The sequence below is a fragment of the Celerinatantimonas sediminis genome (genome assembly GCF_046054195.1).
Lineage (GTDB): Bacteria > Pseudomonadota > Gammaproteobacteria > Enterobacterales > Celerinatantimonadaceae > Celerinatantimonas.
Window position 1 is genome coordinate 100,177 of sequence record NZ_JBEQCS010000013.1, and the last position, 23,145, is coordinate 123,321.

The following is a 23,145-nucleotide window of genomic DNA, read 5'->3' on the forward strand; positions in this document are numbered from 1 at the left end:
GACATTGTCGCAGACCCTACAGATGTCTCATTTTTATATTCATAACCTGAATACGATAAGCTATCTGGCGCGGTGTCATACCAAGAATACGGGCAGCTTTCGCTTGAACCCAGCCACTGGCTTCAAGTGCTGCTATCACCCTCTGACGTTCATCTAAATTTTCATCTTGCGGTGAAACCGCACTGCTGTAATGCGAAATAGGATTGGTTGCAACACTTGCACTCGGTTGCGGCTTCGGTTGCATCGGCGATTTTTCTAAAATGATCATATCGCGATCAATTAATCCCGATTCACTTAATACCGCAGCTCGCTCTAAACAGTTCTCCAACTCTCGAACATTACCTGGCCATGTATGAGCCATCAGCAACCGCACGGCACCTTCGCTGATATGGAGTTTTCGGTGCTGTTTCTTACTGAGCTTATCTAACAAAAACTCAGCCAGCGCATCGATATCTTCAATTCGTTCGCGAAGTGGTGGCAGTTCAATGGGCATCACATTGAGTCGATAATACAAATCTTCACGAAACTCTCCGTCGCGCACTTTTTCCTCAAGATCTTTGTTGGTCGCCGTCACTACTCGAACATCCACTTTGAGAGTTTCATTGCCACCGACTCGCTCAAACTCGCCTTCTTGTAAAACACGCAACAACTTGGCTTGAAATAACGCACTGATCTCACCGATTTCATCTAAGAAAATGGTTCCGCCATCGGCCTGTTCAAAACGTCCTTTTCGCTGGCGCATCGCCCCAGTAAAAGCCCCTTTTTCATGACCAAACAGTTCACTTTCTAATAAGTTTTCTGGCAATGCCGCACAGTTTAAGCGCACAAAGCTCTGATTAGAACGCGGGGAGTTGTAGTGAATTGCATTAGCAATCAGCTCCTTCCCAGTGCCGCTTTCACCGCGAATTAAAACGGTTGTATCCCATTTTGCAACTTGTCGAACAGTTGAGAAGACCTGCCGCATCGCTGGCGTTTTGCCCACCATGTTGGCAAAACCATACTGAGAACGAACTTTTCGGCGCAGTTGATCTCGCTCTTCAATTAGCCCTTCGTGTTGCGATTTAGCCTGACCGACTAAGCGCACGGTTTGTCCAACCAAATTCGCAACGACTTCTAAAAATCGCGTTCTGGCAGACAGCTCCTCTGGATGATTCTCCATCGGCTGTGCGGCCAATACACCAAATGGTTTGGCATCCGGACCTAAAATTGGCACACAAATAAACGGCAACTGATAGTCATAGACATTAAGTCGGTCTAAAAAGCGCGGTTCATTCTCAAGTTTGACGACAACCGCCGCTTCGCCTTGGCGCATCACCTGCCCCAATATCCCTTCACCTAAGCGGTAGCGAATTTGCGAGACATCTTTACTCACTTCCGCAGATACGCCATAAAGTTTTTCCAACATCAGCGCCTGTTGATCGGGGTTATACAACGCAACCATCCCAAGCTGCATAGATACCTGTTCTTGAAGACAGGCCAACATCTGAGAAAGAGCTTCTTCTAAATCAAGCGTTCTGCTCATGACTAAACTTAAACGCTGTAATGCAATTAATTGCTGGCGTGAAGAAAATTCATGTTCAATCGTTTTCACTGTCATCAAAAGCCTCCTCTTCTTGGACAACGGGCAGCGTTAAAATAACGCGACTACCACCGCTGTCGATTGGAACAACATCCATCGTTCCGCTGTTTTCCAAAATCACATCCCGTGCCAGACACAGCCCTAACCCAAATTCATTGCGTAACGACTCCCGGTTATAAAATGGCTGCATAATACGATGACAAGCCTCTTTGGAAAGTAGTGGCCCGTTATCATCAACACGTACACTGACCAGGTCTTCGTCAGTGCTAAACGCAATATTTACCATTGGTTGGTGGTTTTCTTTATCGCGGCCGCCGTTAACAGCGGCAACCAGTGCATGTTCAACCACTAAATCCAATGCACTTAAAATCCGAATTCTTGGTGCAAATATCGTGGCGTTAATACGCCATCCCATTTGCACGGTGACACCCATGCGTCGCGCACGGCTATTAGCCAATAGCGCTAAATCTTCAATTAGTAGACTCACTTCAAAACACACGGGCACTTCTGGTTTAAGACGAGGCATACTGCCTTGAATGGTTGTTAGCGCTTGTTCAGCACTGGTGAGGACTTCGTGTAAAGCCTTGGATGAATCGCTAGATGTATCATTCAGTGGGTGATTCAGTCTCGCCATAGCATAAAGCAAATTAATCGGTTGGCTTAACTGATATGCGGCGGTCTGCAGTGTCTCGCGAATAGCAGCCAACATTTTGCTATCAGATAACTGCCCTTGCAGCTGTTCTAAGTGGTTTTGCACCAAAAGCTGATGATCGGCAGTACAATCCTGCGCGATTAACACATACAAGCGCTGTGTATCATGGCTAAAATAATGGCTCGCCTGTTCATTGACATGCGCCAGCGGCTGACAACTGAGGGATAACCATTTCTTTTCGCCGCGCACCCAATATTCAATGGTAACTTGCTCGTGCGAAGCCAGTAAGTCGTTAAGCGGCATCTGCAACTGCAATTGCATCTGCTGAGCAATAAAACTAAGCGGTTCGACACCACTTAAATCGGTGCGCATGGTTTTATAAGCCAAGTTATCCAAAATGACTTTTTCATTTTCATCAAACACAACCGTTAAACTATCGGTGGCATTAAGCACTGACTCAAAATCTGCTTTTTGATTACTCAGTTCCTGAGTAAGCTGATAAGACTGGCTAATATCTCTTTGAATTCCAATAAAATGGCTGATTGCATCTGTGGAATCAAAAACAGGAGCAATCGTAATTTCAGCTAAATAATCAGTTCCACCACGAGTACGATTGACTAGCTTTCCGCTCCATACCTTACCAGAGGTGATATGCTTCCACAGCCTTTGATAGCACTCTTTGGGCGTTTGATGAGAGGACAACATGCGCTGATTTTGTCCTTTTAGCTCTTTTAAGGAATAACCAGTTAGCTGAGAAAAACGCTGATTGGCATAACAGATATTCGCGTTTAAATCGGTAATAGAAATCGCAATTGGGGCCTGCTCTACCACTTGCAAAAATAATCCTTCTGGCACACTGCTAAGCAGTTCTCCAAATTGCTTAGCCCAATCTATCGCACGATAGGTTGGTTGCATTACATCTGCCATAAAGGCCTCCTTGAATGACACTGTACGAAACCTGACAATTTGTTAGAGCTAGCCGGAAACGCTCATCGGCTATAGCGAATTGATGCATAAACCGCGCCCTTACAAAAACCATACTATATATAGGTGTTTGGTCGTTTCTACCTGATTTATCGATTAAAAAGTTGCTCTATATTGATTCAAATTTGACCAAAAATGCACTTTTACTGTGCACTTTATCATTGGCATAACTTTCGCAATATGGAATTTATTCGATGTCACTATATGAGATGAACCATGCAAACCTTGCTGTTGTTATTTGTCGCAAATGTGCTGGTGAATAACGTTATTTTTGCGCGCTTTTTAGGGCTCTGCCCATTTATGGGGGTTAGTCGAGATATCAACTCGGCTTTTAGTATGGGGCTTGCCACAACCTTCGTTTTAACCATGAGTTCAATCGCAACTTGGTTATTAGAGTATGGCGTTCTTGAGCCACTAGGGCTTGGATACCTTCGCCTGCTGACCATGATTATGGTCATTGCCGTTATGGTTCAGTTAACTGAGTTATATATCGCCAAACAAAGCCCTGCACTGCACCGTGTGTTGGGCATTTTCTTACCGCTTATCACCACAAACTGCGCCGTCTTAGGGGTTGCATTATTAATTGTTCAGGAACAACTGACATTCACTCAAAGTGTGGTGTATGGCTTTGCCAGCGCGGTTGGTTTTACGTTAGTGATTGTTATGTTTGCTGGTCTGCGCGTGCGCTTATCGTTAAGTGAAGTACCGAAAATTTTCGCCGGAAATCCAATTGCATTTATCACAGCTGGCACACTGGCGATGGCATTTACCGGGTTTGCAGGAATGGCCAAATAAGGAGAGTTGCGATGATAAATTTACTTGCATTTCCACTATTGGCTGCAATTGTTGGCTACCTTCTTGGGATTGCAGCTATCCGTTGGTATGTTGCGAAAAACCCACTTGAAGCCGAAATCACTGACTTACTGCCCAACGGACAGTGTGGTCAATGCGGTTTTCCTGGCTGTTCAGAAGCTGCCAAAGCAATGGTTGCCAATGAACTACCAGCAAACGGTTGCCCTCTTTGCTCCTCAATGGTTAATAACCAAATTGCCGAAAAATTAGGAGTCACACTGAGCGCCGATGGAGATAAAGCTGTCGGGATGGTTGCAGGGATTGACACTGAGAAATGCGATGGCTGTGGACGTTGTCTAAAACAGTGCCCATTTGATGCCATTATTGGTGCGCCTAAACAGTTACATGGCATCGTGGCTGATGCCTGTACGGGTTGTGAACAGTGCATCGCTGTCTGCCCGCATGATGGCATTGCTTTGTATCAGGATCCGCATCTTATCAACCCTATGCCAAAACCTTCCCTTCACTCGCTGCAATTGGAAGAAAGTCATGTTTAATTTTGCGAAAAATATTTCCGGGGGCGTTCACCCCATTGATGATGGGAAATCACTCACTCGCAATCAGCCTATCGAGCGTTTGAATGAGCTTCCACCAAGATTGTATCTACAACTGAAACAACATCCTGGTGCCAAAGCCATTGCGGTTGTTAGCGAAGGCGATGCAGTTTCAGCCGGACAGTTAATCGCCTGCGCGAATGGTCGATTTTGCGCCCCTATTCATGCGCCTTTAAATGGCCGCGTGGTCAGTGTGGATGAACAACAGATTGAAATTAAACCGGATATGGTGCAAACCCCACCGCCACCACAACCGATTAAAGAAACGCCAACCAATGATCCAGCGCTAATGCTTGAGCTCATAAAAAACGCTGGAATCGTTGGGATGGGCGGAGCGATGTTTCCTTTGTACGATAAGCTCGAATTATGTGACAAATATGACATCGACTCACTGCTAATTAATGGCAGTGAATGCGAACCTTACATGACCTGTGATGACAGAGTGATGCGCGAGCAATCAGCTCAGATCGTCGGGGGAATTCGTCTGCTAATGCAGATAACCAAGGCCAAGCAAGCCATCATTGGCATTGAAAAAAATAAACCCGAAGCAATTGATGCAATGATCTCGGCAACCAATGAAGATGACAATATTCATGTTCATCCGCTTCCGGCATTGTACCCATTAGGTTCATCGAAACAGCTTATTCGTGCTCTGACGGGGATCCAACTGGCAGAAGGACGTCGTTCAGCGAGCTATGGCGTTCTTGTCCATAATGTTGCAAGTTGCATTGCTGTTTTTGAAGCGATTCGTTTTGGCAGACCGATGACACACCGAGTTGTCACTGTCAGTGGCCGCGCAATCAGTGAACCACGAAATATTCTCGCTCCCATCGGAACACCTATTTCCCATTTGATTAGCCAATGTGGGGGATTAGTTCAGACCCCAACCCAACAAATTATGGGTGGCCCGATGATGGGCAGAATGATAACCAATGTCCACCAGCCAATTGTCAAAGGCACCTGTGGCATTTTAATGTTAGATGAAACTGAGAGTGACATTTCAGTTCCATCCAGTTGCTTGCGTTGCGGTCGCTGCGCGCAAGTTTGTCCAATGCAATTACAGCCCCTTCATTTACTTCCTTTAGTCCAGCATGAGCAATTCGACGAAGCTAAAACTCATGGTCTTTCACAATGCTTATCTTGTGGGGCGTGTGCTTATGTCTGTCCGGCATCACTGCCGCTAACAGCTAGTTTCAACTGGGGCAAATTTGAACTTAAAAAACAGCGTTACATGACTACGAAATCTGAAACAACACGTCAACGTGCAGCCGAACATCAGCAACGTCTAGCTGCTGAAGCCGAAGCGAAAAAAGCCGCCAAAGCGGCTAAAGCTGCAAAACGTAAATCTCGGCGAAATAGTCCTACGCAGGAGGAAACCGTATGATGTTGCAAGCCCCCTTTACTCACCTTGGGGTGCGAATTCCGCAAATGATGCGTTATGTGTTGTATGCGCTCGCTCCAGCTTGGTTATTTTCAATTTACCTGTTTGGCCCACAAGCGTTAATGCTCTCAGCGGGATGCGTTATTGCAGCAGTAGTCACAGAATGGCTCTGCCATAAAATCAACTCCAATTGCCAGGGTAGCTTAGGCGATGGCTCAGCTATTGTAACCGCCATTATTTTAGCAATGAGTTTACCGCCCCATGCGCCAGTTTGGATGGGTGCGCTGGGCAGTGCTCTGGGCATTGCTTTTGGCAAACAATGCTATGGCGGGTTAGGACAGAATTTATTTAACCCGGCGATGTTCGCTCGAGTTGTTCTGCTCATTGCTTTTCCAGTTGAAATGACTCATTGGCCAGAACCATCGTTGCATAGCTGGCATATGATGGGCGCTGATGCCATCACAGCAGCCACACCACTTGCCCACGAAACAGGCTATCACATTGTTAAACTGACTAAATTACTGCTTGGTGATACCGCCGGGAGTATGGGCGAAACATCTATTGTGGCATTGGTGATTGGTGGTGCTTATCTTTTCTATAAACGTGTTATTGAGTACCCGCTCGTTGTATCCAGCCTACTAGGCTGCATGATCCCAGCAACGTTGATGTACTTATTTTCACCTGCACACAACCTTCCGCCGTTGCAGCAACTGACATCAGGTGCGCTGGTTTTTGCTGCGATTTTTATCGTGACAGATCCGGTAACAGCGCCCTCGTCACGCTTGGGACAGTGGATCTATGGCGGAACGTTCGGACTATTAGTCTGGCTAATTCGCCAATTTGCCAATTACCCTGAAGGCGTTGCATTCGCCATCTTATTATGTAACGGCATTAATCCGCTGATTGAGCATTACACCCGTCCTGTCATATACGGACACAACACCGAGCGGAGAAAATCATGACCGATACAATTACCATTAAACCGGCCCACACTCAGGCCCTCACTCTGGCAATCTTTGCATTGGTGGTCGCACTGTTAGTCATGCTCTCTAATCGTTGGATTGGTCCACTCATTACGATTCAAGAACACAACGACCAGTTAAGCAAAATTCAGCAGGTTCTGCCTAAATCACTTTATGACAATGACCCAAGCAAACACGAAATTAAGTTAACACTCGCCAACGGTCAAACCGTCGATTATTTCCTGGCGACCAAAAATGGCGCGCCTTCAGCATTTATCTTTAACAGCATCGCGCAAGGATACTCCGGTGCGATTAAGCTGATGATTGGCATCAAACCTGATGGCGTGTTAACAGGTGTGCGTGTTTTAGCACACAACGAAACCCCTGGGCTTGGCGATAAGATTGAAGCAGATAAAAGTAACTGGATTTTACAATTTGCAGGATTATCGCTTAAAAAACCGCCCGAATCACAATGGTTAGTCACCAAAGATGGTGGGCATTTCTCTGCATTCACTGGTGCCACGATCACGCCTCGTGGCGTTGTTAAAGGGATTCGACAGACATTAGAGATGTTCCGTCAAAACAGCACTGTATTTATTCACCATAAGGAGGTAGCTAATGGCGATTAAAGAATATCTAGGCCAAGTGTACGAAGGATTGTGGCCTAACAACGTCGTATTAAAACAGGCATTAGCCCTTTGCCCCACTCTCGCGGTCACAAGCTCAGCAACCAATGGCTTAGGGATGGGGCTGGCAACGCTTGTGGTTATTATGCTTTCTAACTTATGTATCTCCATGATTCGAGGGCTAGTCACACCGCAAGTAAGGATCCCTGTTTTTACCATTATTATTGCAGCCTTGGTGACATTAGTAGACCAAGCGATGAATGCTTGGGTACATGATCTGCATAAAATTCTAGGTCTGTTCATTCCATTGATCGTGACCAACTGCGCCATTTTCGGCCGTGCTGAAAGTTACGCATCGAAAAACTCACCCGTTCCATCATTAGTTGATGGTTTTGCCACGGGAATTGGTTTCACCTTCGCGTTAGTGCTCCTTGGTGGTGCCCGCGAAATTATCGGTCAAGGTACGCTATTTAGCCATGCAGATTTACTTTTAGGGGCACATTTCACGTGGATGGAAATTACCGTTTTGCCTCACTACAAAGGATTCTTGCCGGCGATTTTACCAAGTGGCGGTTTCTTCTTCCTAGGGCTGCTGATTGTTGGTCACCGATTGGTTGATAAGTTAGTGGCGAAGCGCCAACAGGCACTTAGCCGCACCTCTATGGAGTCGGCATCATGAAGATTTCAGTCGCGCATGCAGCAGGGAATAAAGGCAAATGGGTTGCGCTAGAGGTTGCTGACCCAATCAATGTGCAAGAAGCCATTATCCGCTCAAATGTTTTAAATGACTTTCCAGAGCTAAATCTTGAGCAATGCAAAGTAGGAATATTCGGCAAAATTTGTGCGCTGGACACTCCAGTGACAGATGGTGCTCGAGTAGAAATTTATCGTCCTATCGAGCGCGTAGTAAGCGACGATGAAGATGACGACGACGATGATGAAGATGACGATTAATTCTAAATAACAAAAACTGTTTCAAATTTACAGAATGTGAAGGAGTAATACATTATGGCCCAAGTAGGCATTTTCTTCGGAACTGACACCGGCAATACACGAAAAGTAGCTAAATGGATCCACAAAGCGCTCAATGACGAACAAGTTGCTAAACCTGTCAATATCAACCGCGTCTCTTTGGACGATTTAATGGGTTATGATGTACTCATTCTTGGTACTCCAACGTTAGGCGATGGCGAACTACCAGGATTAGATGCTCAAGCTGAAACTGAAAGCTGGCAAGAATTTGTTGATCAAAATATGGATGACGCTGATTTTAGCGGCAAAAAAATCGCAATGTTTGGTCTAGGCGATCAGATGGGGTATGCAGATGAATTTGTTGATGCGCTTGGTGAGCTCTATGACATTTTCTCTGATGCTGGCGCAACCATGATTGGCAGTTGGCCATCAGCTGGTTATGAATTTACCAGCTCAGGGGCTCTCGATGATGAGAGCAAAGAGTTTGTCGGATTGGTCATTGATCAAGATAATCAAGCTGACCTAACGCAAGAACGTATTAACCAATGGGTTGAAACAATCAAACCTGAATTAGGCCTTTAATCACCTTTGATTAAAATGTTTGTGATAAAAATGGCCCTTTTAGGGCCATTTTTCATTTACACATTTACAACCAATCGTGCCAGAAGTCGTAAGGCCGATTAAAAGAATGAACAAAGGGTCGAAACCAATATTCTGGTTTATCAGCCAAAACAATTCGCTCATTAGAGTCAATACGCTGGCTCAGCTGTTCTAAGCGTTGCACCCGTTTTTTAGTTTCTGGATGCGTACGAAACAGTGATGAACTAAGGCCAAAGCGTTTAGGCAATAATATTTGTGGCCACCAACTACCATTGGCATACTCAATTTTTTTAAGTGCCTGAGCCAAAGCTAATGGGTCGGTGCTTAACCATGCAGCGCTTTCATCTGCGCTATACTCACGAGCTCGGGACAAAGCCAACAGCGCTAAAACACTTAGTGTAGGCGCTGCAATGAGAAACAAAATAGCCCACCAGTTCAAACTCACTCCCGCAAATAAGACCAAGGGTAAGTTAACCAATAATAAAATTTGCCCTGACACCGCAGCTAACTGCGTGAGCCGCGTTAACATATCCCCCAAGCTCATGATCCACAGATCGTTATGCGCGATATGACTTATCTCATGAGCCAAAACGCCAGAAATTTCGCGCATAGATAATTGGCAAAGTAGCCCATCAGAAATACCGATCACCGCATTTTTCGGATGCCCTATCGTAAAGGCATTCAGCTTATTACTTGGCACCCGATAGAGCGTCGGAACTCTCTCAAGAGCTGCTCGCTGGCTCAGTATTTCACAAATCTGATAAATTTTTGGATATTCAAACTCAGATAATGGCTGCGCTCGATAAGCACGCATTACCCATTGAGGATGTTTGCCCGGATTAATGGCAAGTAATAAGCAACCACCGATGATGGTTAATAGAATCCCAGCAGGTCCCCAAACTAAATAGCCCAACAAAGCTAAAAACGCAGCCAAAATTCCTAACAATAAAATGGACTGTAGCAAATCCAACAATCGATGTTGCTGCCAAAGTGGATGATCATGTAGCGCCCGTTGCATCGTCTCTTCCCCCTTTGTCATAAAGTGAAAAGAATGCTGTAACCGAAAAGCCTCTCTTATACTTAATTATCCAACCACCATTTAATGCGCTTGTTTACTTAAATGAAATAGATGGCTTATTTCTACTGTTTAAATTATGGCTAAGAGAGGTGATTTCAACCCTTATTTCGTAAATTTTTCGGCCAAACTTAGGTAATTAGAATATTCGTCATCAGGAACTAAAGCGCCGCCAGTCAGCCACGCGATGTGAGTTGCATTGCTCATATATTCTGACAGTTGATGTTCGTCGCAATATCTGACGCCTGTTGGTGATGATAAAAGTTTAGGGCCTAAAAGGCTGATAGCCGCCGATGGTTCGACATCAGTTTGCGCGAGGTCATGCAATTGCTTAAGTTTTTGATAAAGTTCATCATCTGTCGCTGTATAAACGCCGCTAACACCGTCTCGAACTGCATTGCAAACCCAGTGAGAAGCGCACCCAACCGCCAAGCCATCTGCATCAGTGCGATTGGTTAGCTGTAACTGAGATACCGAGGGTAAGCTATCACTTGCTGCAGTTGCCAGCCCCATTAAACAGCAAGGCGATTCAACGGGTTCTGCCCAAAAACAATGCGCATTAGCGCCGAATATCGCTTTTAAGCCAAATGTGATGCCACCTGGCGCGCCACCCACACCTGCTGGCAGATACACAAATAATGGATGTTGCTCATCAACTTTTCGCCCTGCTTCCTCAAGCTGATTTTTAAGACGCAATGCAGCAACCGCATATCCCATAAACAATAACGGCGAATTTTCATCATCAATAAAATAGGCAAACGGATCGCGACTTGCCTGTTCACGCCCCGCGGCAACCGCATTTGAATACTCATTCGCATGTTCAACCACATTAACGCCATTTTCACGAAGGCGCTGTTTTTTCCACTCTTTGGCATCAACTGACATATGCACGGTCACCGAAAAGCCCAAAGCTGAGCTGATTAAGCCAATACTTAACCCTAGATTTCCCGTGCTACCAACGATAATCCGATAACGACTAAATAATTCACGAGCATGACTATCAGCAAGCTTGTTGTAATCATCATCGATATTTTCAATAATGCCGTTTTCAAGCGCGAGCCGCTCAGCAAAACAAAGTACTTCGTAGATACCGCCTCGAGCTTTAATTGAACCAGCCACAGGAAGTTGATGATCGTTTTTTAAAAATAAGTCCCCTGGCGGCGAATCAATAGCCTGATTAAGCGCCTTTATGTAGGTGAGTGTGGATTCGATAATTCCACCGGAAGATTCAAGCTCACCAAATAATGTTTTTAATAATGGAGCAAGTCGCAAAAGCCGTTCTGATGCTTCATAAAGCCTGGACTCATCAGGTTTTAGGGGCGCACTTGAGCGATTCTGATAATTTGGATTTAACCACAAAAAACTCTGTCGCTGTTTAAGATACTGCAAGCAGTCATCACCAAGATAAGAACGACTCATACTTTCTCCAGCAAATTTTATGAATGGACGGCTTGAGTTTCACGCTCTAAACGCTCGAGCAGTTCACTCGCTAGTGGCCACTGACCAAATCCAGCATCGGCATTGATATGTCCGGCTTGTTTAAGACAAATTAACTCACTTCCCCAGTTTTTAGCAAACAGTTGACTGCGTTCCAATCGCGCATAGGGGTCGTTATCACTGCACACAACAATTGTTTTAAAGCCAATGGGTTGAGTTGGAATTGGGCCATTGTTGGCAATACAATCTAACGCATCTGGCGCATCAACATCGGCCGGAGCCACGAGCAATCCAGCTTTAATGCGTGGATTGTGATAGCTCTTAGCCCACTGAGAGATAACAATAGAACCTAAACTATGCCCCACCAGAATTAGCTTGCCACTAGTTTGCTCGATGGTTTCTTGCAATCGAGCTATCCATGCTGCTCGCTCTGGATGGTCCCAGTCATCTTGTATCACCCGAATTGTGTCAGAATATTGCTGTTCTAAATGCGTTTGCCAATGTTGCGGCGTTGAATTTCCAAGCCCTGGAACGATGACTAATGTTGTGTGCATAGCGTTTAATTTCCTTTTTATTTTTATATAGATAGCAAGTGCAAAATTATAAAGTCTTACGACTAGCGCGATAAGCGCTAAGGGATGGATGGGAACAATCTATCGTTTCGATATAACTGTTACGCTCCCACCACATAATTTCCATGTCATAAAGACAAAACGAGTAACGCTCGCTATCAGTTATCCAATGCCCGGTTTCATCCTCAACGCTGACACTGGTAAATAGTTCGTTATCATTTCCCCACCATGCCAGCACAAGATATTTCATGCTTGCCCCCTGATGGAAAATAACAAAAGCGGCTGTCTGCGACCAATCGACACGATGGGCCTTTTTTACTTTAGATAGGTATTTGATATATGGGAGCTGAACGACCTTATGATTATCAACACTGATGGTATAAATTTTTATTCCATCAGAATCGAGCCAATCGGGATGTGATTCAATCTTCCGTGGTTGATACATCTTCATCTCCTTCAAAAATTGCCTTATGACCGATTGAGCCATTACAGCAAAATTACCAATTGAAGGAAATAGTAAATCAATAGACCAAGTAGCCGTTGGCGATTGAGTTAAGTCGTTACCTAGAGTCGATAAGCCCTTAAAAAGACAGCTAAAGCCTCATCGACAATCACCTTTAAAGCTGTTTTATCTGGCCGAGGCATTACACCCAATAAGCAGACATCAAGCACTTCGGCTTCGAGTAAGCCTTTTAAATGCATCGTCGCACGCCATGGTGAATCAATTGATAGTTGACCTGAATCACCCAGTTTTTTCAGATAACTCTCAACCATCTGCCAGCCAATTTTAGGACCTTGGTTAAAAAATTTACGACCAATGTCATTTCTCTCAGCTTCACTTTGAGCTAAACGCCTGAGCGCTAAAATTTCAGGATCGAGAGTCGAATAAAGATAGTTCACGCCAAATTGACTGAGGGTTTGGGCCACATCTGCATGAGCATCGAGTTTTTTAAATGATGGCGCAATTTCTTTAACCGCAGAAGCTTGCATCACTGCGCTAAAAATTTCCTCTTTAGAAGAGAAATAGCTATATAAAGTCGCTTTTGAACCACCTACTTTCGCCGCGACTTCAGCCATTGAAGTTTTCTCATATCCCTGCTGAAGAAATAGAGCCTTACCCGCAGCTAAGATAGCATCACGTTTTTGTTCTGTTTTTTGTCGCATAAGACAGCAAGTCTTTGAATAATTATTAGCAAATAGTAATTGACAGCGATCCCCATTGTCAATTATAACTAAACCGTACAGTTTATTTATAACGAGAGTCACATCATTGTGGGAAAACATTACCGGATCACACTTTCGGTAGCCGTAGTCGTCGCGTTAAGTGGATGTACCACGATTCACGATAAGCGCACAGCTGACATTAAAGCTGTGACAAACTATCAAACCGAGCATTCGTTTCAAACCAAACACTTTTCATCCTGGCCTAAACAGAACTGGTGGCAACACTATCAAGATCCACAGCTCAATCAGCTGATTGAGACTGCGCTTAAGGATTCGCCAACCATTGAAATTGCCAAAGCTCGCCTTGCGCAGGCAAAAGGCTATGCCAAAGAGATGGGAGCAGTTAAAAAAGTACAGATTAGTGCCAATGCACAAGCTTCACAGCAGAAAGTCAGTTATCAGTATCAAGCCTACATGCCGCCTCATGGCTGGAATGATTATGCAAGTCTGGGTTTAGATTTTCATTATGACTTCGATTTTTGGGGTAAAAACCGCTCCTTGGTAGCGGCTGCGACATCGCAACTGCAAGCAGCCAAAGCGGAGCAAGCCTCTGCTAAGTTAATGCTTGCAACAGCTATCGCCAACCAATATGCCGAGCTGACCCGCTTATATGCCAATCAGGATACGATTCTCCAAGCGCTGAGTATTCGCCAAAAAACTGCCAATCTCATTGAAAAAAGGCATCATTTTGGTCTTGAAAATGAAGGTGCTGTCTATCGTTCTAAATCAGCATACAGTTCAGAACAAGCCGATCTCTCAGCCAATATTGAACAAATAAAACTAGCCAAAAGTGCCATTAGTGCATTGGTTGGTACAGCGCCGGATACCAGCGCGCAAATCACCCGTCCAACTGTTAAGTTAAGTCACGATTTTGGCCTGCCGCAAAATGCCCGTATCGGTCTACTTGGCCATCGTCCTGATATTGTTGCCGCACGTTGGCAGGTTCAAGCCCGCGCTCACCAAAGTGATATCGCCAAAGCTAGCTTCTACCCAGACTTAAGCCTTTCTGCTTTTTTCGGCTTTCAATCTTATGGGATAAATCACCTGTTTAGAGAAAATAATACAGCAGGTTCGGTCGGCCCTGCGCTCTATCTACCCATTTTTAAAGGTGGCGAATTACACGGCAAATTAGATCAGGCTCGTGCTCGTTACCGACAAGCAGTTGCTAATTATGACAATACACTTAACCACGCCCTGCATCAGGTCGCGGATACGGTTGTAAAAATCAACTCATTAACGCAGCGACTCCAGCACACTCAAGATGCGGTAGATAGTGCAAAAAAAGCCTATTTAGTGGCATTTGATCGCTATCACGGCGGATTAGCCAACTATCTAGATGTACTCACTGCCGAAGACGTTTTTGTCAAAGCTAAACAGCAGCTGGCCGACCTACAAACTCGCGCCTTTTCTTTAAACATCGCCTTGATGCACGCACTCGGCGGTGGTTACCAACAAAGTTCCCAATCGTAGAAGTTATTAACATGACTCAAACTAACTCTGAATTAAATCAATCAGAAACAATTAATGAGCAAAACGCTCTGTCGAGTAAACGCAAAAAAGGCTTTATGGCGCTGGGCGGCGTTATCATAGTGGTCGGATTAGCGACGCTCAGTTACTGGTATTTTATCGGCTCTCGGTATATTTCAACCGATAACGCTTATACCGGTGTCGAACAGGCGCAGATCACGCCAGCCATCGGTGGCATTGTGCAATCAGTTGCAGTTGTAGATACCCAACATGTCCACAAAGGTGATGTGCTGGTTAAAATTGACGATACCGATGCCAAACTTGCGTTTGCTCGTGCTAAAGCCCAACTGGCGCTCGCCAAACGTCATGTGCGAAGTTACATTGCAACAAATGAACAGCTTTCAGCGCTTGTGAATGCACGCTCTGCCGACGAAAAACGCGCAAAAGCAAATGTCGCAGCAGCAGAAGCTGATTTGCAACGCGCCCAAATCGACTATAAAAGACGAGTTGCTCTTGAGCAGTCGGGCTCGGTTTCCGCTGAAGAGCTAACCAATGCGCAAAATGCTCTGGCACAAGCAACAGCTCGCTTACAAAGCGCCAAAGCAGCCATGGCTCAGAGCAAAGCGAACCGCCTTTCAACCATCGGCTCGAAAAAAGCGAATGAAGTTCTCATTGCTCACACAACCGTTGAGACCAACCCAGAAGTCTTACAAGCTCAAGCGCAGCTAAAACAAGCGCAAGTCAATTTGTCTCGAACCGTCATTCGAGCTCCTGTCGATGGCATCGTAGCGCAACGCCAAGTTGATGTTGGCCGCCGTGTCGAAATTGGGGAACCCTTGATGGAGATTGTCCCGGTAGCCCAAATGCATGTGGATGCCAATTTTAAAGAAGGCAAATTAACGCACGTTAAAATTGGCCAGCCCGTTAAACTAACCGCGGACATTTATGGCGATGATGTTGTGTTTCATGGGGTTGTAACTGGCTTATCAGGCGGAACTGGCTCGGCGTTTTCAACTATTCCAGCCCAGAATGCCACAGGAAATTGGATTAAAGTTGTGCAACGTCTACCGGTCAGAATCGAACTTGACCCAAATCAGCTTAAAAAATATCCGCTCAGTGTTGGTCTTTCTATGGAAGTGACCATTGATACCCAAGCGCCCAAAACAACGCTACTGGCCATGACCACACAACGCAATAAAGAGCTCTGATATGAACCAGGAAGTAACAACCGAGCATCAGCCCCTTAAAGGTGGTGCTCTGGCTCTTGGGGCGCTGGGGCTTGCAACTGCGAACTTTCTCGCGATCTTAGACACGACAGTCGCTAATGTGTCCGTGTCAAATATTGCAGGGGGTCTTGGCACATCGACAAGCCAAGGAACCTACGTCATCACCTCTTATGCTGTAGCGGAGGCTATCTCAGTGCCGTTGACCGGATGGTTATCGGCGCGCTTTGGAGCAATTAGAGTCTTTGTGACTTGCCTTATAGCATTTGGGATTTTTTCAGCATTATGTGGCTTATCGTCAAGCATGATGATGTTGGTTACCTTCCGGGTCTTTTTAGGGCTTTGTGGCGGGCCTCTAATGCCACTATCACAAACACTCATGATCCGAGTTTTCCCCAAAGATAAAGCCCATGCAGCCATCGGCTTATGGAGCATGACCACCTTAATCGCGCCAATTATGGGGCCAATTTTAGGAGGCACCTTATGCGATCAATTCAGTTGGCCATATATTTTCTATTTTAATTTGCCTTTTGCTGTTACAGCAGGATTAGTTTGTTGGGGATTACTGCAGCGCTTTGAAAATAAAACAATTAAAACACCAATTGATAAAGTTGGCCTTTTGTTGCTGATTGTTTGGGTCGGTGCACTGCAAATCATGCTCGATGAAGGTAAAGATCACGACTGGTTTGCATCAACACAAATCGTAGTACTGGCAGTTATTGCGGCCATTGGCTTTTTATCTTTTTTAATTTGGGAGCTCACTGAGAAAAATCCAGTTATTAATTTGAAGATTTTTCGCCATCGCGGCTACACAGCTAGCATGATGACGCTTGCACTTGGCTTTGGTTCTTTTTTTGGAACCACCGTGCTCACGCCTTTATGGCTACAAATTTACATGGGCTACACGGCAACCATTGCCGGTTACGCGACTGCCACCATGGGGATATTAGCTGTCTTTTTAGCGCCTGTTATCGCTAACTTAGCCAATAAATATGATCCTCGTTGGTTTGTTTGTGGTGGGTTATTATGGCTTGGTTGTTGGACACTTATACGCAGTTTCAACACGCTAGATATGTCGTTTGGACAAATTAGCCTGCAAATGTTTTGGCAAGGCATCGGGATGCCGTTATTTTTTGTGCCACTAACCGCTTTAGCGCTAAGCTCGGTTGCCAGGCATGAAATAGACTCAGCAGCTGGGCTGATGAATTTTATTCGGTCACTAGCCGGTGCTTTTGCCACATCAATGGTTAACACCAGTTGGGAAGACACTTCTCGATATGTTCATGCTGAATTAGCAGGTCTCACCGATCGCAGCCATCAAGTGCTCGCTGCAATGTTAAATCATGGTGTAAATCTAAGCCATATTCGCTCGACGCTAGAACACATGCTGCAGAGCCAAAGTGTGATGATCGCTACAAATCAGATCTTTATGGAGATTGCAGCCCTATTTGCGCTGTCGGCTATGATTATCTGGATAGCTCCACGGGTCAAAACATCCGCTTCATAAACAAAAATCCCGAAGTAGACTCGCTTAAGTACTTCGGGATTTAAAACAAACTGACTTTAACGCTATCTGCTAGTGCTAACGATATGTTTAAGGTATTCAATTTCATCTTGATTTAAGATGGTCTTTGTAAAACATTCCTGTTTTTTTAAAAGTTTATTTGAATAAACTTTCCGTAAAAAACTGTCAAGATGACAACGTTCTGCTTGTGTTAATTCATCCATGCCTTTTTTAATAATAAAGCAGAACACATTTAATATTTCGAGCAATTCATCTTTATGATAATTTGATTTATTCTTTCTAATCCCAAGTCCATTAACGATTAGATCAACAATCGCATATTCAATATCTTTTTCTAAAATAGCGGAAGACAACATTTAAAAATCCACAATACAACAGAAGAACGAACTTGAGGAAGATAACAGAGTGCAGAATTATAATTATTTTTTATAAAAAGTAAACATCTTTATTTTTAATAAAATGATAATAACTCTAACTATATGAATTTATTTAAATGATATTAATACTTGAGTAATTTAGTAAAGTTAATACTCCAAGACAAAGCCTATCTTTGTCATGCTTTGAGCCTAAATTAATCTCGATATCAGTAAATAATCGTAATTAAAACGACTATGAATACCTTAGCCATGAAAGCGGCGAAGAAGCGGGCTTCGATGGCTAATCGAGGGTTAGATAGATCCCCGCTTACTTCGCATGGCGAAGCATATTTAATACTATCGAATTAATCAACTAAATTATCACTGTTGTGCTAATAAGATATGTTTATAGCAACTCAATGCCCGTATCACTTACTCATAAACGGCTTTCAAGGACGATAAAACATCACATCGCACTGACGAACAATCACCTAATATGCTGACATGTCACCAAGACCCACCCAGCCCTTGACCAGAAATAGTACGAACCACTCACCTAAATAAGCATCGATCAGTGGATGCGCCCTGCATTTGCCAATCGCTATGAAATTCTCTTGGTGTATCTTAAATAGCTAACTATCTGTTTTAATGAGGCTATTTATTTGCATAAAATGATTAATTTGCACTATAAGCACCAACATAAAACTTTTTGCCACTCTTTAACGTACAGATATTTCCTTTAATTTCATGTAAACCATTTATTTTTGCAAATTGCTTAAATTCATTAGCAGTTATAAGCCGCATAATCGATTCTAGCCTGTTCAAGCTTGAATAGTTTGTCTGTGATATTTTCTCTTTTTGCGGTTGTTCTAGTTGTAAAACCACAACTAACACACCATCTGGTGTTAGCCAATTCACTATTTTATGAAGTAACTGAGCAGGTTTAATATATTCAAATAATAAACCTGCAAAAATGAGAGAATAACAATTCGCAATAGCTTCATAGTTATTTAAATCAGCTTCTATGACTTTCATAAAAGGAAGTTGTTGAAAATAACGAGATTTAACTATCTCTAAATAATGAGGATTGATATCAATAACACTTAACTCTTTGGTTTTTGTCGAGTCAATATACTCAAGACCATTCCCTGTCGCACAGCCAAGATAAGCCAATGCGTGACTATCATATTGTGTTAAAGCCTGTTTAAAAACAGATGCCAAAAAAGCGAGCTGAGCAACTGATGCTTCATTCATATGTCCTTCGTAATCTGATGCAGGAATGGTTAACCATGGATTGGTCATTGAGTCTTCCTTAAGTAGCTTATACTTGCAACATTATGCGCGTAGTTTTACTAAAATCACACTGTAAAACAGATAGCTATCGCAATTTATTAAGCCACTTTAAGTACATGTTAGGCCATGCAATTGTTGGTGTTCCGGCTCTTCCCATCGCAAAGCCATGACCGCCTGTTTTAAACAGATGAACATCGATTGGGACACCATTTTCCTGGCAAACTTTCTCAAGAATATGGGTATTTTCAACCGATGAGATAGCGTCATCATCCGCTTGTACTGCAAATATTGCAGGGGAGGCTTTCGTTACATAGTTTTCTACCGACCACCTTGCATCTTGCTCCAAACTTGCCCCTTTGCCCACAAGCACTTTGTGTGTCGATGTGTGCGAATAAGGAGGCATAAGCGTCACTATAGGATAAATCATGGCAATTCCAGAGAGCTTTATTGGAATTTGATCAATTGAGTCTTGCGGTGGATAGTTTGGGGATTGAATTTTTAATCCAGCCAAAGCGAGTAAATGCGCTCCGGCTGAAAATCCGAGTAAAGATAAAGGCTGATGTTTGGCGCGAATGAGTCGAATAGCTCGTTGAGCATCCTGCAACGCTACTAAATTTCCATCGCGCCAATGTTCCAAAGGGAGCCGATATACAAGAATATAGGCTGTATATCCTAATGATTTTAGCCAAAGCGCAGCAGGAACGGCTTCTTTTTTCATATTAATCCGTCTATAACCACCTCCAGCAGCAATCAAAACTGACTTACCGTTAGGTTTGAGAGGCCGGTAGAGATACATCATCGGCTTAGCAATATGAGTAAAAGCGCCTTTGCGGCTAACCTGTATCTCGCCTCGCGGACCACCGCCGCCAGGAGCATTCATCGCCCACAACGGGATGATTTCATCTGCAAAATAACGAGGCTGCGCATGTGAAACGAATGCAACAGCAATACTCAACATTACAAATAAGAGCCAGTTTTTCATTGGAATGAAGCCGAAATAGAATGTTAATTTAAGCAGACAATGCCCCTTACTTAACGCACTAACAGCAGGATAAAATAAAAGTGATAACGCTTATATCCTCGCTATTTTATAGCACCGCGTTTTAATCCCCCTGTGCCTGCTTGCTAGTTTGACAACTGACTCCCATCACCACTTCCCTTGCAATGAGGCAAAATCTAGCGCGCAATAATCTAAGTGATTTTGGAGATGAACCCTTGCCAGAGTAAATTAATACAATATTGCTTTGAGCTACAGCACTATTCTGTAAAGGTGCCGTATCATTCTCGTCCTCTAGCTTAATCTCATATCATTGAGATATCAGTTCTCATAGGTTACCCAAATCATTTTTTAAAACTTTTTGAATGAGAAATCCATAGGCTGACAGCAACATTTAAATTAAATATCTACTTCTAATACCGTACTCTAAGAAGGGATAAAGAGATAGCGCGCTGGTCGCTAATTATGTTACTTGACGCGCCCTTTTATCGTCCTTATAAGGGTGCGTAATAGCCAATTCAAGCAAGAGAAACAAGCTATCGGTAAGAAAAAACCGCCTTAACGGCGGCTAAAAAAGGCAAGTACAACTAAATGTACCCAAGTGCTTCAGAAAAACTGTTATAACATAACAATAACTCTAAAGGCTAGAGTTTTTCATAAAATAGCAACTAGCCAACAAATTTATACATCTGGCACAATAACGAAATAGCCGTCATCCAAACCGGATTTAGCTTCACCAATAACCGTTAAGATTATAAGTTATGAATGAGAAAGAGCTATTAGAGTTTCTAGAGTCAATGCAACCAATGCCTGACGATGCTGATATTACTCAGCAACAATGCGATACTTTTATTGAAGCCATCAACTTTTTTAAACATCATCAATGCAATGAATGTATTGCTTATTTCATCTTTTGTATTAGTGAGAATACAGGGTTAGGCATGTATGAAAATATTAGTGATGTTCTTATGGTTCAAGAGCGAAGTTGTGTCATAAAATACTTACACCAGGGACTTAGCTCAAATATAGGTAGTGTTCAATATCGGTGTTGTTGGTGGGCCATTGATATCAATGCGTGGGATTTAACACCAGAAATTCAAGCATTAAAAGAGCATTCCAACGAAGATATACAAGATGTGATTAGCCTCTTTTTTGAGCTAAATCCGCACCACCTATAACTCTTTTCAAAACAAAGTGCCTAAGTTATCAATCAGCAAAAGCAACAAGATGATTCCAAAAACAGCAAAACTCAGAGCAGCTCACCCAACTAACCATCTTGAAAAGAATACTCAGATGTATATCAAAGGGCTTGGATTTGAGTTAATCAGTTCATTTGAAGATCTCAGCAGATTCTGAGGCTTAATCCTAGGTCTCGAACATCATCCTTAGCACTTAGCTTATTAATTACTAAGCTGTCATAAAATCTCAATATCTATAATTAGTATAGATATTGACAAATAGAGCAATTGGTTAAATTAACCGCAATATCCATTTCAAATAGAACATCGATAACTACATTAAAAGCATCTGTTGTTATTATTATAAAAAATAAGTATGCTGCCTATCAATTTGCTAGCCCAAAGATAATTGCGCTCATTTAACTAATTTATCTTAAGTAAAGGATTACCCATATGAATAAAAAACGCAGCCCATTTCTGGCAGCTACTTTATCCGTTATTGCTCCCGGGCTCGGACATATCTATGCAGGTAGTTTAAAGAAAGGGATATGCTTAATTATCTTTGAATGTGCGATTCTTCTAATCGTAGGGTTATCAGGAATTCTTGTAACATTTCATGGAATTCTATTATTTATTCTTGCTGTTTTCATATTCTATCTCTTTAGCGTTATAAGCTCAGCCAGACTAGCTCTTAAAAATAAACAATTTGGGTTAAAACCATACAACAGATGGTATTGGTACCTTTGTATCTGGTCAATACTAGCTATAGGTAGCCATTTAGTGATGACCTATCGGACACAGTTGTTTGGTTATCAGATATATCAAGTAACGGCAAATTCAATGAAACCGAGGTTACAAACAGGCGACGTAATTATGGTTACTGCTCGGTATTCACATCCTAAAGTTGGAGATGTTGTCGCCTTCCATACACCTTTAAACGAAAAAGTTATCTACGTTAAACGTATTGCAGCAACAGGTAGCGATACCATATCAATAAGAAACGGCACAGTTTTTCGAAATGGGAAGATAGAGAAAACCCTCGAAGTTCCAAAAAATCAAAGAGAGAAGCCTTTTTCCATCTCGATGAGTACAAGACATATTCCTAAAGGTTATGTTTTCCTTCTAGGTGACTGGCGTGACAATAGTTTAGACAGCCGTTTTTATGGCATCATTCCAGCAAGAGACATTCTTGGTAAAGCTCAGTATGTCTGGATTTCACCAGATGCAGGTAGAATTGGAAAAATCATCAAATAAAGAAGCCTATTTCATAAATAGATGAGGCAGGCTGTGCGGTTTTCTACTCATATAGGCTAAAATCTCCCCAAAAAACAGCATAACGTGATAATTTAACCGTACAGATAAAAATATTGTCAATACAGCAAATCGATCTCAGTTCACAATCTAATTTGTGCTGTTACAGAGAGCTTAAAACCGAAAATAAAGGCATATTTGTGATCTAAATCATCTATTCAATTCAAATGCTCTCCTACCGTTAACGATTTACTAGCATAACGACTTAAGATGACAACTTTAATCATCCATAGTAATGAAGATAAATGTAACTAGAGCGTGTTGATCTTTGCGGTATAAAAAGCAAGCAGCAAATGGGGCTGTTATAATGGTTTCGCCAAAAATC

Annotated in this window: 24 protein-coding genes; 14 read left to right on the forward strand and 10 right to left on the reverse strand. The window is 43.2% G+C overall.

Going from position 1 to position 23,145, the window contains the following annotated elements:
• Positions 1 to 16 precede the first annotated feature (16 nt).
• Positions 17 to 1,597, reverse strand: a complete 1,581-nt coding sequence (gene nifA, locus ABTQ23_RS14750; protein ID WP_408616505.1) for a nif-specific transcriptional activator NifA — start codon at positions 1,595 to 1,597, stop codon at positions 17 to 19.
• Positions 1,578 to 3,158, reverse strand: a complete 1,581-nt coding sequence (gene nifL, locus ABTQ23_RS14755; RefSeq protein WP_408616506.1) for a nitrogen fixation negative regulator NifL — start codon at positions 3,156 to 3,158, stop codon at positions 1,578 to 1,580. Before nifL ends, nifA begins: the two co-directional genes overlap by 20 nt.
• A 273-nt stretch (positions 3,159 to 3,431) precedes the next feature.
• Between nifL and rsxA the strand changes: the two genes are divergently transcribed.
• Genes rsxA through ABTQ23_RS14795 form a run of 8 tightly spaced genes read left to right on the forward strand, consistent with a single transcriptional unit; the run spans position 3,432 to position 9,144 of the window.
• Positions 3,432 to 4,010, forward strand: coding sequence for an electron transport complex subunit RsxA (gene rsxA, locus ABTQ23_RS14760; RefSeq protein WP_408616507.1), 579 nt, complete (start codon positions 3,432 to 3,434; stop codon positions 4,008 to 4,010).
• A gap of 11 nt (positions 4,011 to 4,021) precedes the next feature.
• On the forward strand, positions 4,022 to 4,564 hold the full coding sequence (locus tag ABTQ23_RS14765) for an RnfABCDGE type electron transport complex subunit B (RefSeq protein WP_408616508.1): 543 nt from the start codon (positions 4,022 to 4,024) through the stop codon (positions 4,562 to 4,564).
• The gene (gene rsxC / locus ABTQ23_RS14770) at positions 4,557 to 6,005 is read left to right on the forward strand and encodes an electron transport complex subunit RsxC (protein WP_408616509.1); all 1,449 of its coding nucleotides are present in this window, start codon (positions 4,557 to 4,559) and stop codon (positions 6,003 to 6,005) included. Before ABTQ23_RS14765 ends, rsxC begins: the two co-directional genes overlap by 8 nt.
• A complete protein-coding gene (locus ABTQ23_RS14775) occupies positions 6,002 to 6,964 on the forward strand; it encodes an RnfABCDGE type electron transport complex subunit D (protein WP_408616510.1) in 963 nt (320 codons plus the stop codon). Before rsxC ends, ABTQ23_RS14775 begins: the two co-directional genes overlap by 4 nt.
• Positions 6,961 to 7,593 carry an electron transport complex subunit RsxG gene (gene rsxG / locus ABTQ23_RS14780; protein WP_408616511.1) on the forward strand — a complete coding sequence of 211 codons (633 nt, stop codon included), beginning with the start codon at positions 6,961 to 6,963 and terminating at the stop codon, positions 7,591 to 7,593. Before ABTQ23_RS14775 ends, rsxG begins: the two co-directional genes overlap by 4 nt.
• Positions 7,583 to 8,269: an electron transport complex subunit E gene (locus ABTQ23_RS14785; protein WP_408616512.1), complete on the forward strand. Its 687-nt coding sequence runs from the start codon at positions 7,583 to 7,585 to the stop codon at positions 8,267 to 8,269. The genes rsxG and ABTQ23_RS14785 overlap by 11 nt, the downstream gene beginning before the upstream one ends.
• Positions 8,266 to 8,544: an RnfH family protein gene (locus ABTQ23_RS14790; protein WP_408616513.1), complete on the forward strand. Its 279-nt coding sequence runs from the start codon at positions 8,266 to 8,268 to the stop codon at positions 8,542 to 8,544. The genes ABTQ23_RS14785 and ABTQ23_RS14790 overlap by 4 nt, the downstream gene beginning before the upstream one ends.
• A gap of 54 nt (positions 8,545 to 8,598) precedes the next feature.
• Positions 8,599 to 9,144 (forward strand): flavodoxin, encoded by a 546-nt coding sequence (locus ABTQ23_RS14795; RefSeq protein ID WP_408616514.1) that lies wholly within the window; start codon positions 8,599 to 8,601, stop codon positions 9,142 to 9,144.
• 64 nt (positions 9,145 to 9,208) lie between these two features.
• Here ABTQ23_RS14795 and ABTQ23_RS14800 read toward each other — a convergent pair whose 3' ends face one another.
• The 5 genes from ABTQ23_RS14800 to ABTQ23_RS14820 form a co-directional block, all read right to left on the reverse strand.
• Complete coding sequence (locus ABTQ23_RS14800) at positions 9,209 to 10,180, reverse strand: zinc metalloprotease HtpX (RefSeq protein WP_408616515.1); 972 nt, start codon at positions 10,178 to 10,180, stop codon at positions 9,209 to 9,211.
• A 162-nt stretch (positions 10,181 to 10,342) separates the two neighbouring features.
• Entirely contained in the window at positions 10,343 to 11,656 is a 1,314-nt protein-coding gene (gene dsdA / locus ABTQ23_RS14805; RefSeq protein WP_408616516.1) for a D-serine ammonia-lyase, read from the reverse strand.
• Between the two features lie 17 nt (positions 11,657 to 11,673).
• Positions 11,674 to 12,327 carry an RBBP9/YdeN family alpha/beta hydrolase gene (locus ABTQ23_RS14810; protein WP_408616534.1) on the reverse strand — a complete coding sequence of 218 codons (654 nt, stop codon included), beginning with the start codon at positions 12,325 to 12,327 and terminating at the stop codon, positions 11,674 to 11,676.
• The gene (locus ABTQ23_RS14815; RefSeq protein ID WP_408616517.1) at positions 12,275 to 12,691 is read right to left on the reverse strand and encodes a hypothetical protein; all 417 of its coding nucleotides are present in this window, start codon (positions 12,689 to 12,691) and stop codon (positions 12,275 to 12,277) included. Before ABTQ23_RS14815 ends, ABTQ23_RS14810 begins: the two co-directional genes overlap by 53 nt.
• Positions 12,692 to 12,810: 119 nt before the next feature.
• Positions 12,811 to 13,410, reverse strand: a complete 600-nt coding sequence (locus ABTQ23_RS14820; RefSeq protein ID WP_408616518.1) for a TetR/AcrR family transcriptional regulator — start codon at positions 13,408 to 13,410, stop codon at positions 12,811 to 12,813.
• Between the two features lie 108 nt (positions 13,411 to 13,518).
• On the opposite strand from ABTQ23_RS14820, the gene ABTQ23_RS14825 reads away from it, so the two are divergent.
• From ABTQ23_RS14825 to ABTQ23_RS14835, 3 genes are read left to right on the forward strand one after another with little or no spacing between them, the layout of a single operon-like run.
• The gene (locus ABTQ23_RS14825) at positions 13,519 to 14,940 is read left to right on the forward strand and encodes an efflux transporter outer membrane subunit (protein WP_408616519.1); all 1,422 of its coding nucleotides are present in this window, start codon (positions 13,519 to 13,521) and stop codon (positions 14,938 to 14,940) included.
• A gap of 11 nt (positions 14,941 to 14,951) precedes the next feature.
• On the forward strand, positions 14,952 to 16,145 hold the full coding sequence (locus ABTQ23_RS14830; protein WP_408616520.1) for an HlyD family secretion protein: 1,194 nt from the start codon (positions 14,952 to 14,954) through the stop codon (positions 16,143 to 16,145).
• A gap of 1 nt (position 16,146) precedes the next feature.
• On the forward strand, positions 16,147 to 17,667 hold the full coding sequence (locus ABTQ23_RS14835) for a DHA2 family efflux MFS transporter permease subunit (RefSeq protein ID WP_408616521.1): 1,521 nt from the start codon (positions 16,147 to 16,149) through the stop codon (positions 17,665 to 17,667).
• 62 nt (positions 17,668 to 17,729) lie between these two features.
• On the opposite strand, the gene ABTQ23_RS14840 is transcribed toward ABTQ23_RS14835, so the two are convergent.
• From ABTQ23_RS14840 to ABTQ23_RS14850, 3 genes are all read right to left on the reverse strand, one after another.
• Positions 17,730 to 18,041 (reverse strand): hypothetical protein, encoded by a 312-nt coding sequence (locus ABTQ23_RS14840; RefSeq protein WP_408616522.1) that lies wholly within the window; start codon positions 18,039 to 18,041, stop codon positions 17,730 to 17,732.
• A gap of 675 nt (positions 18,042 to 18,716) precedes the next feature.
• On the reverse strand, positions 18,717 to 19,343 hold the full coding sequence (locus ABTQ23_RS14845; protein WP_408616523.1) for a class I SAM-dependent methyltransferase: 627 nt from the start codon (positions 19,341 to 19,343) through the stop codon (positions 18,717 to 18,719).
• Positions 19,344 to 19,419: 76 nt separating this feature from the next.
• Complete coding sequence (locus ABTQ23_RS14850; protein ID WP_408616524.1) at positions 19,420 to 20,316, reverse strand: alpha/beta hydrolase; 897 nt, start codon at positions 20,314 to 20,316, stop codon at positions 19,420 to 19,422.
• 776 nt (positions 20,317 to 21,092) lie between these two features.
• Between ABTQ23_RS14850 and ABTQ23_RS14855 the strand changes: the two genes are divergently transcribed.
• From ABTQ23_RS14855 to lepB, 3 genes are all read left to right on the forward strand, one after another.
• Complete coding sequence (locus tag ABTQ23_RS14855; RefSeq protein WP_408616525.1) at positions 21,093 to 21,509, forward strand: hypothetical protein; 417 nt, start codon at positions 21,093 to 21,095, stop codon at positions 21,507 to 21,509.
• Between the two features lie 49 nt (positions 21,510 to 21,558).
• Entirely contained in the window at positions 21,559 to 21,687 is a 129-nt protein-coding gene (locus ABTQ23_RS14860; protein WP_408616526.1) for a hypothetical protein, read from the forward strand.
• Between the two features lie 275 nt (positions 21,688 to 21,962).
• Positions 21,963 to 22,763 (forward strand): signal peptidase I, encoded by an 801-nt coding sequence (gene lepB, locus ABTQ23_RS14865; protein WP_408616527.1) that lies wholly within the window; start codon positions 21,963 to 21,965, stop codon positions 22,761 to 22,763.
• The last annotated feature ends 382 nt before the right edge of the window (positions 22,764 to 23,145 follow it).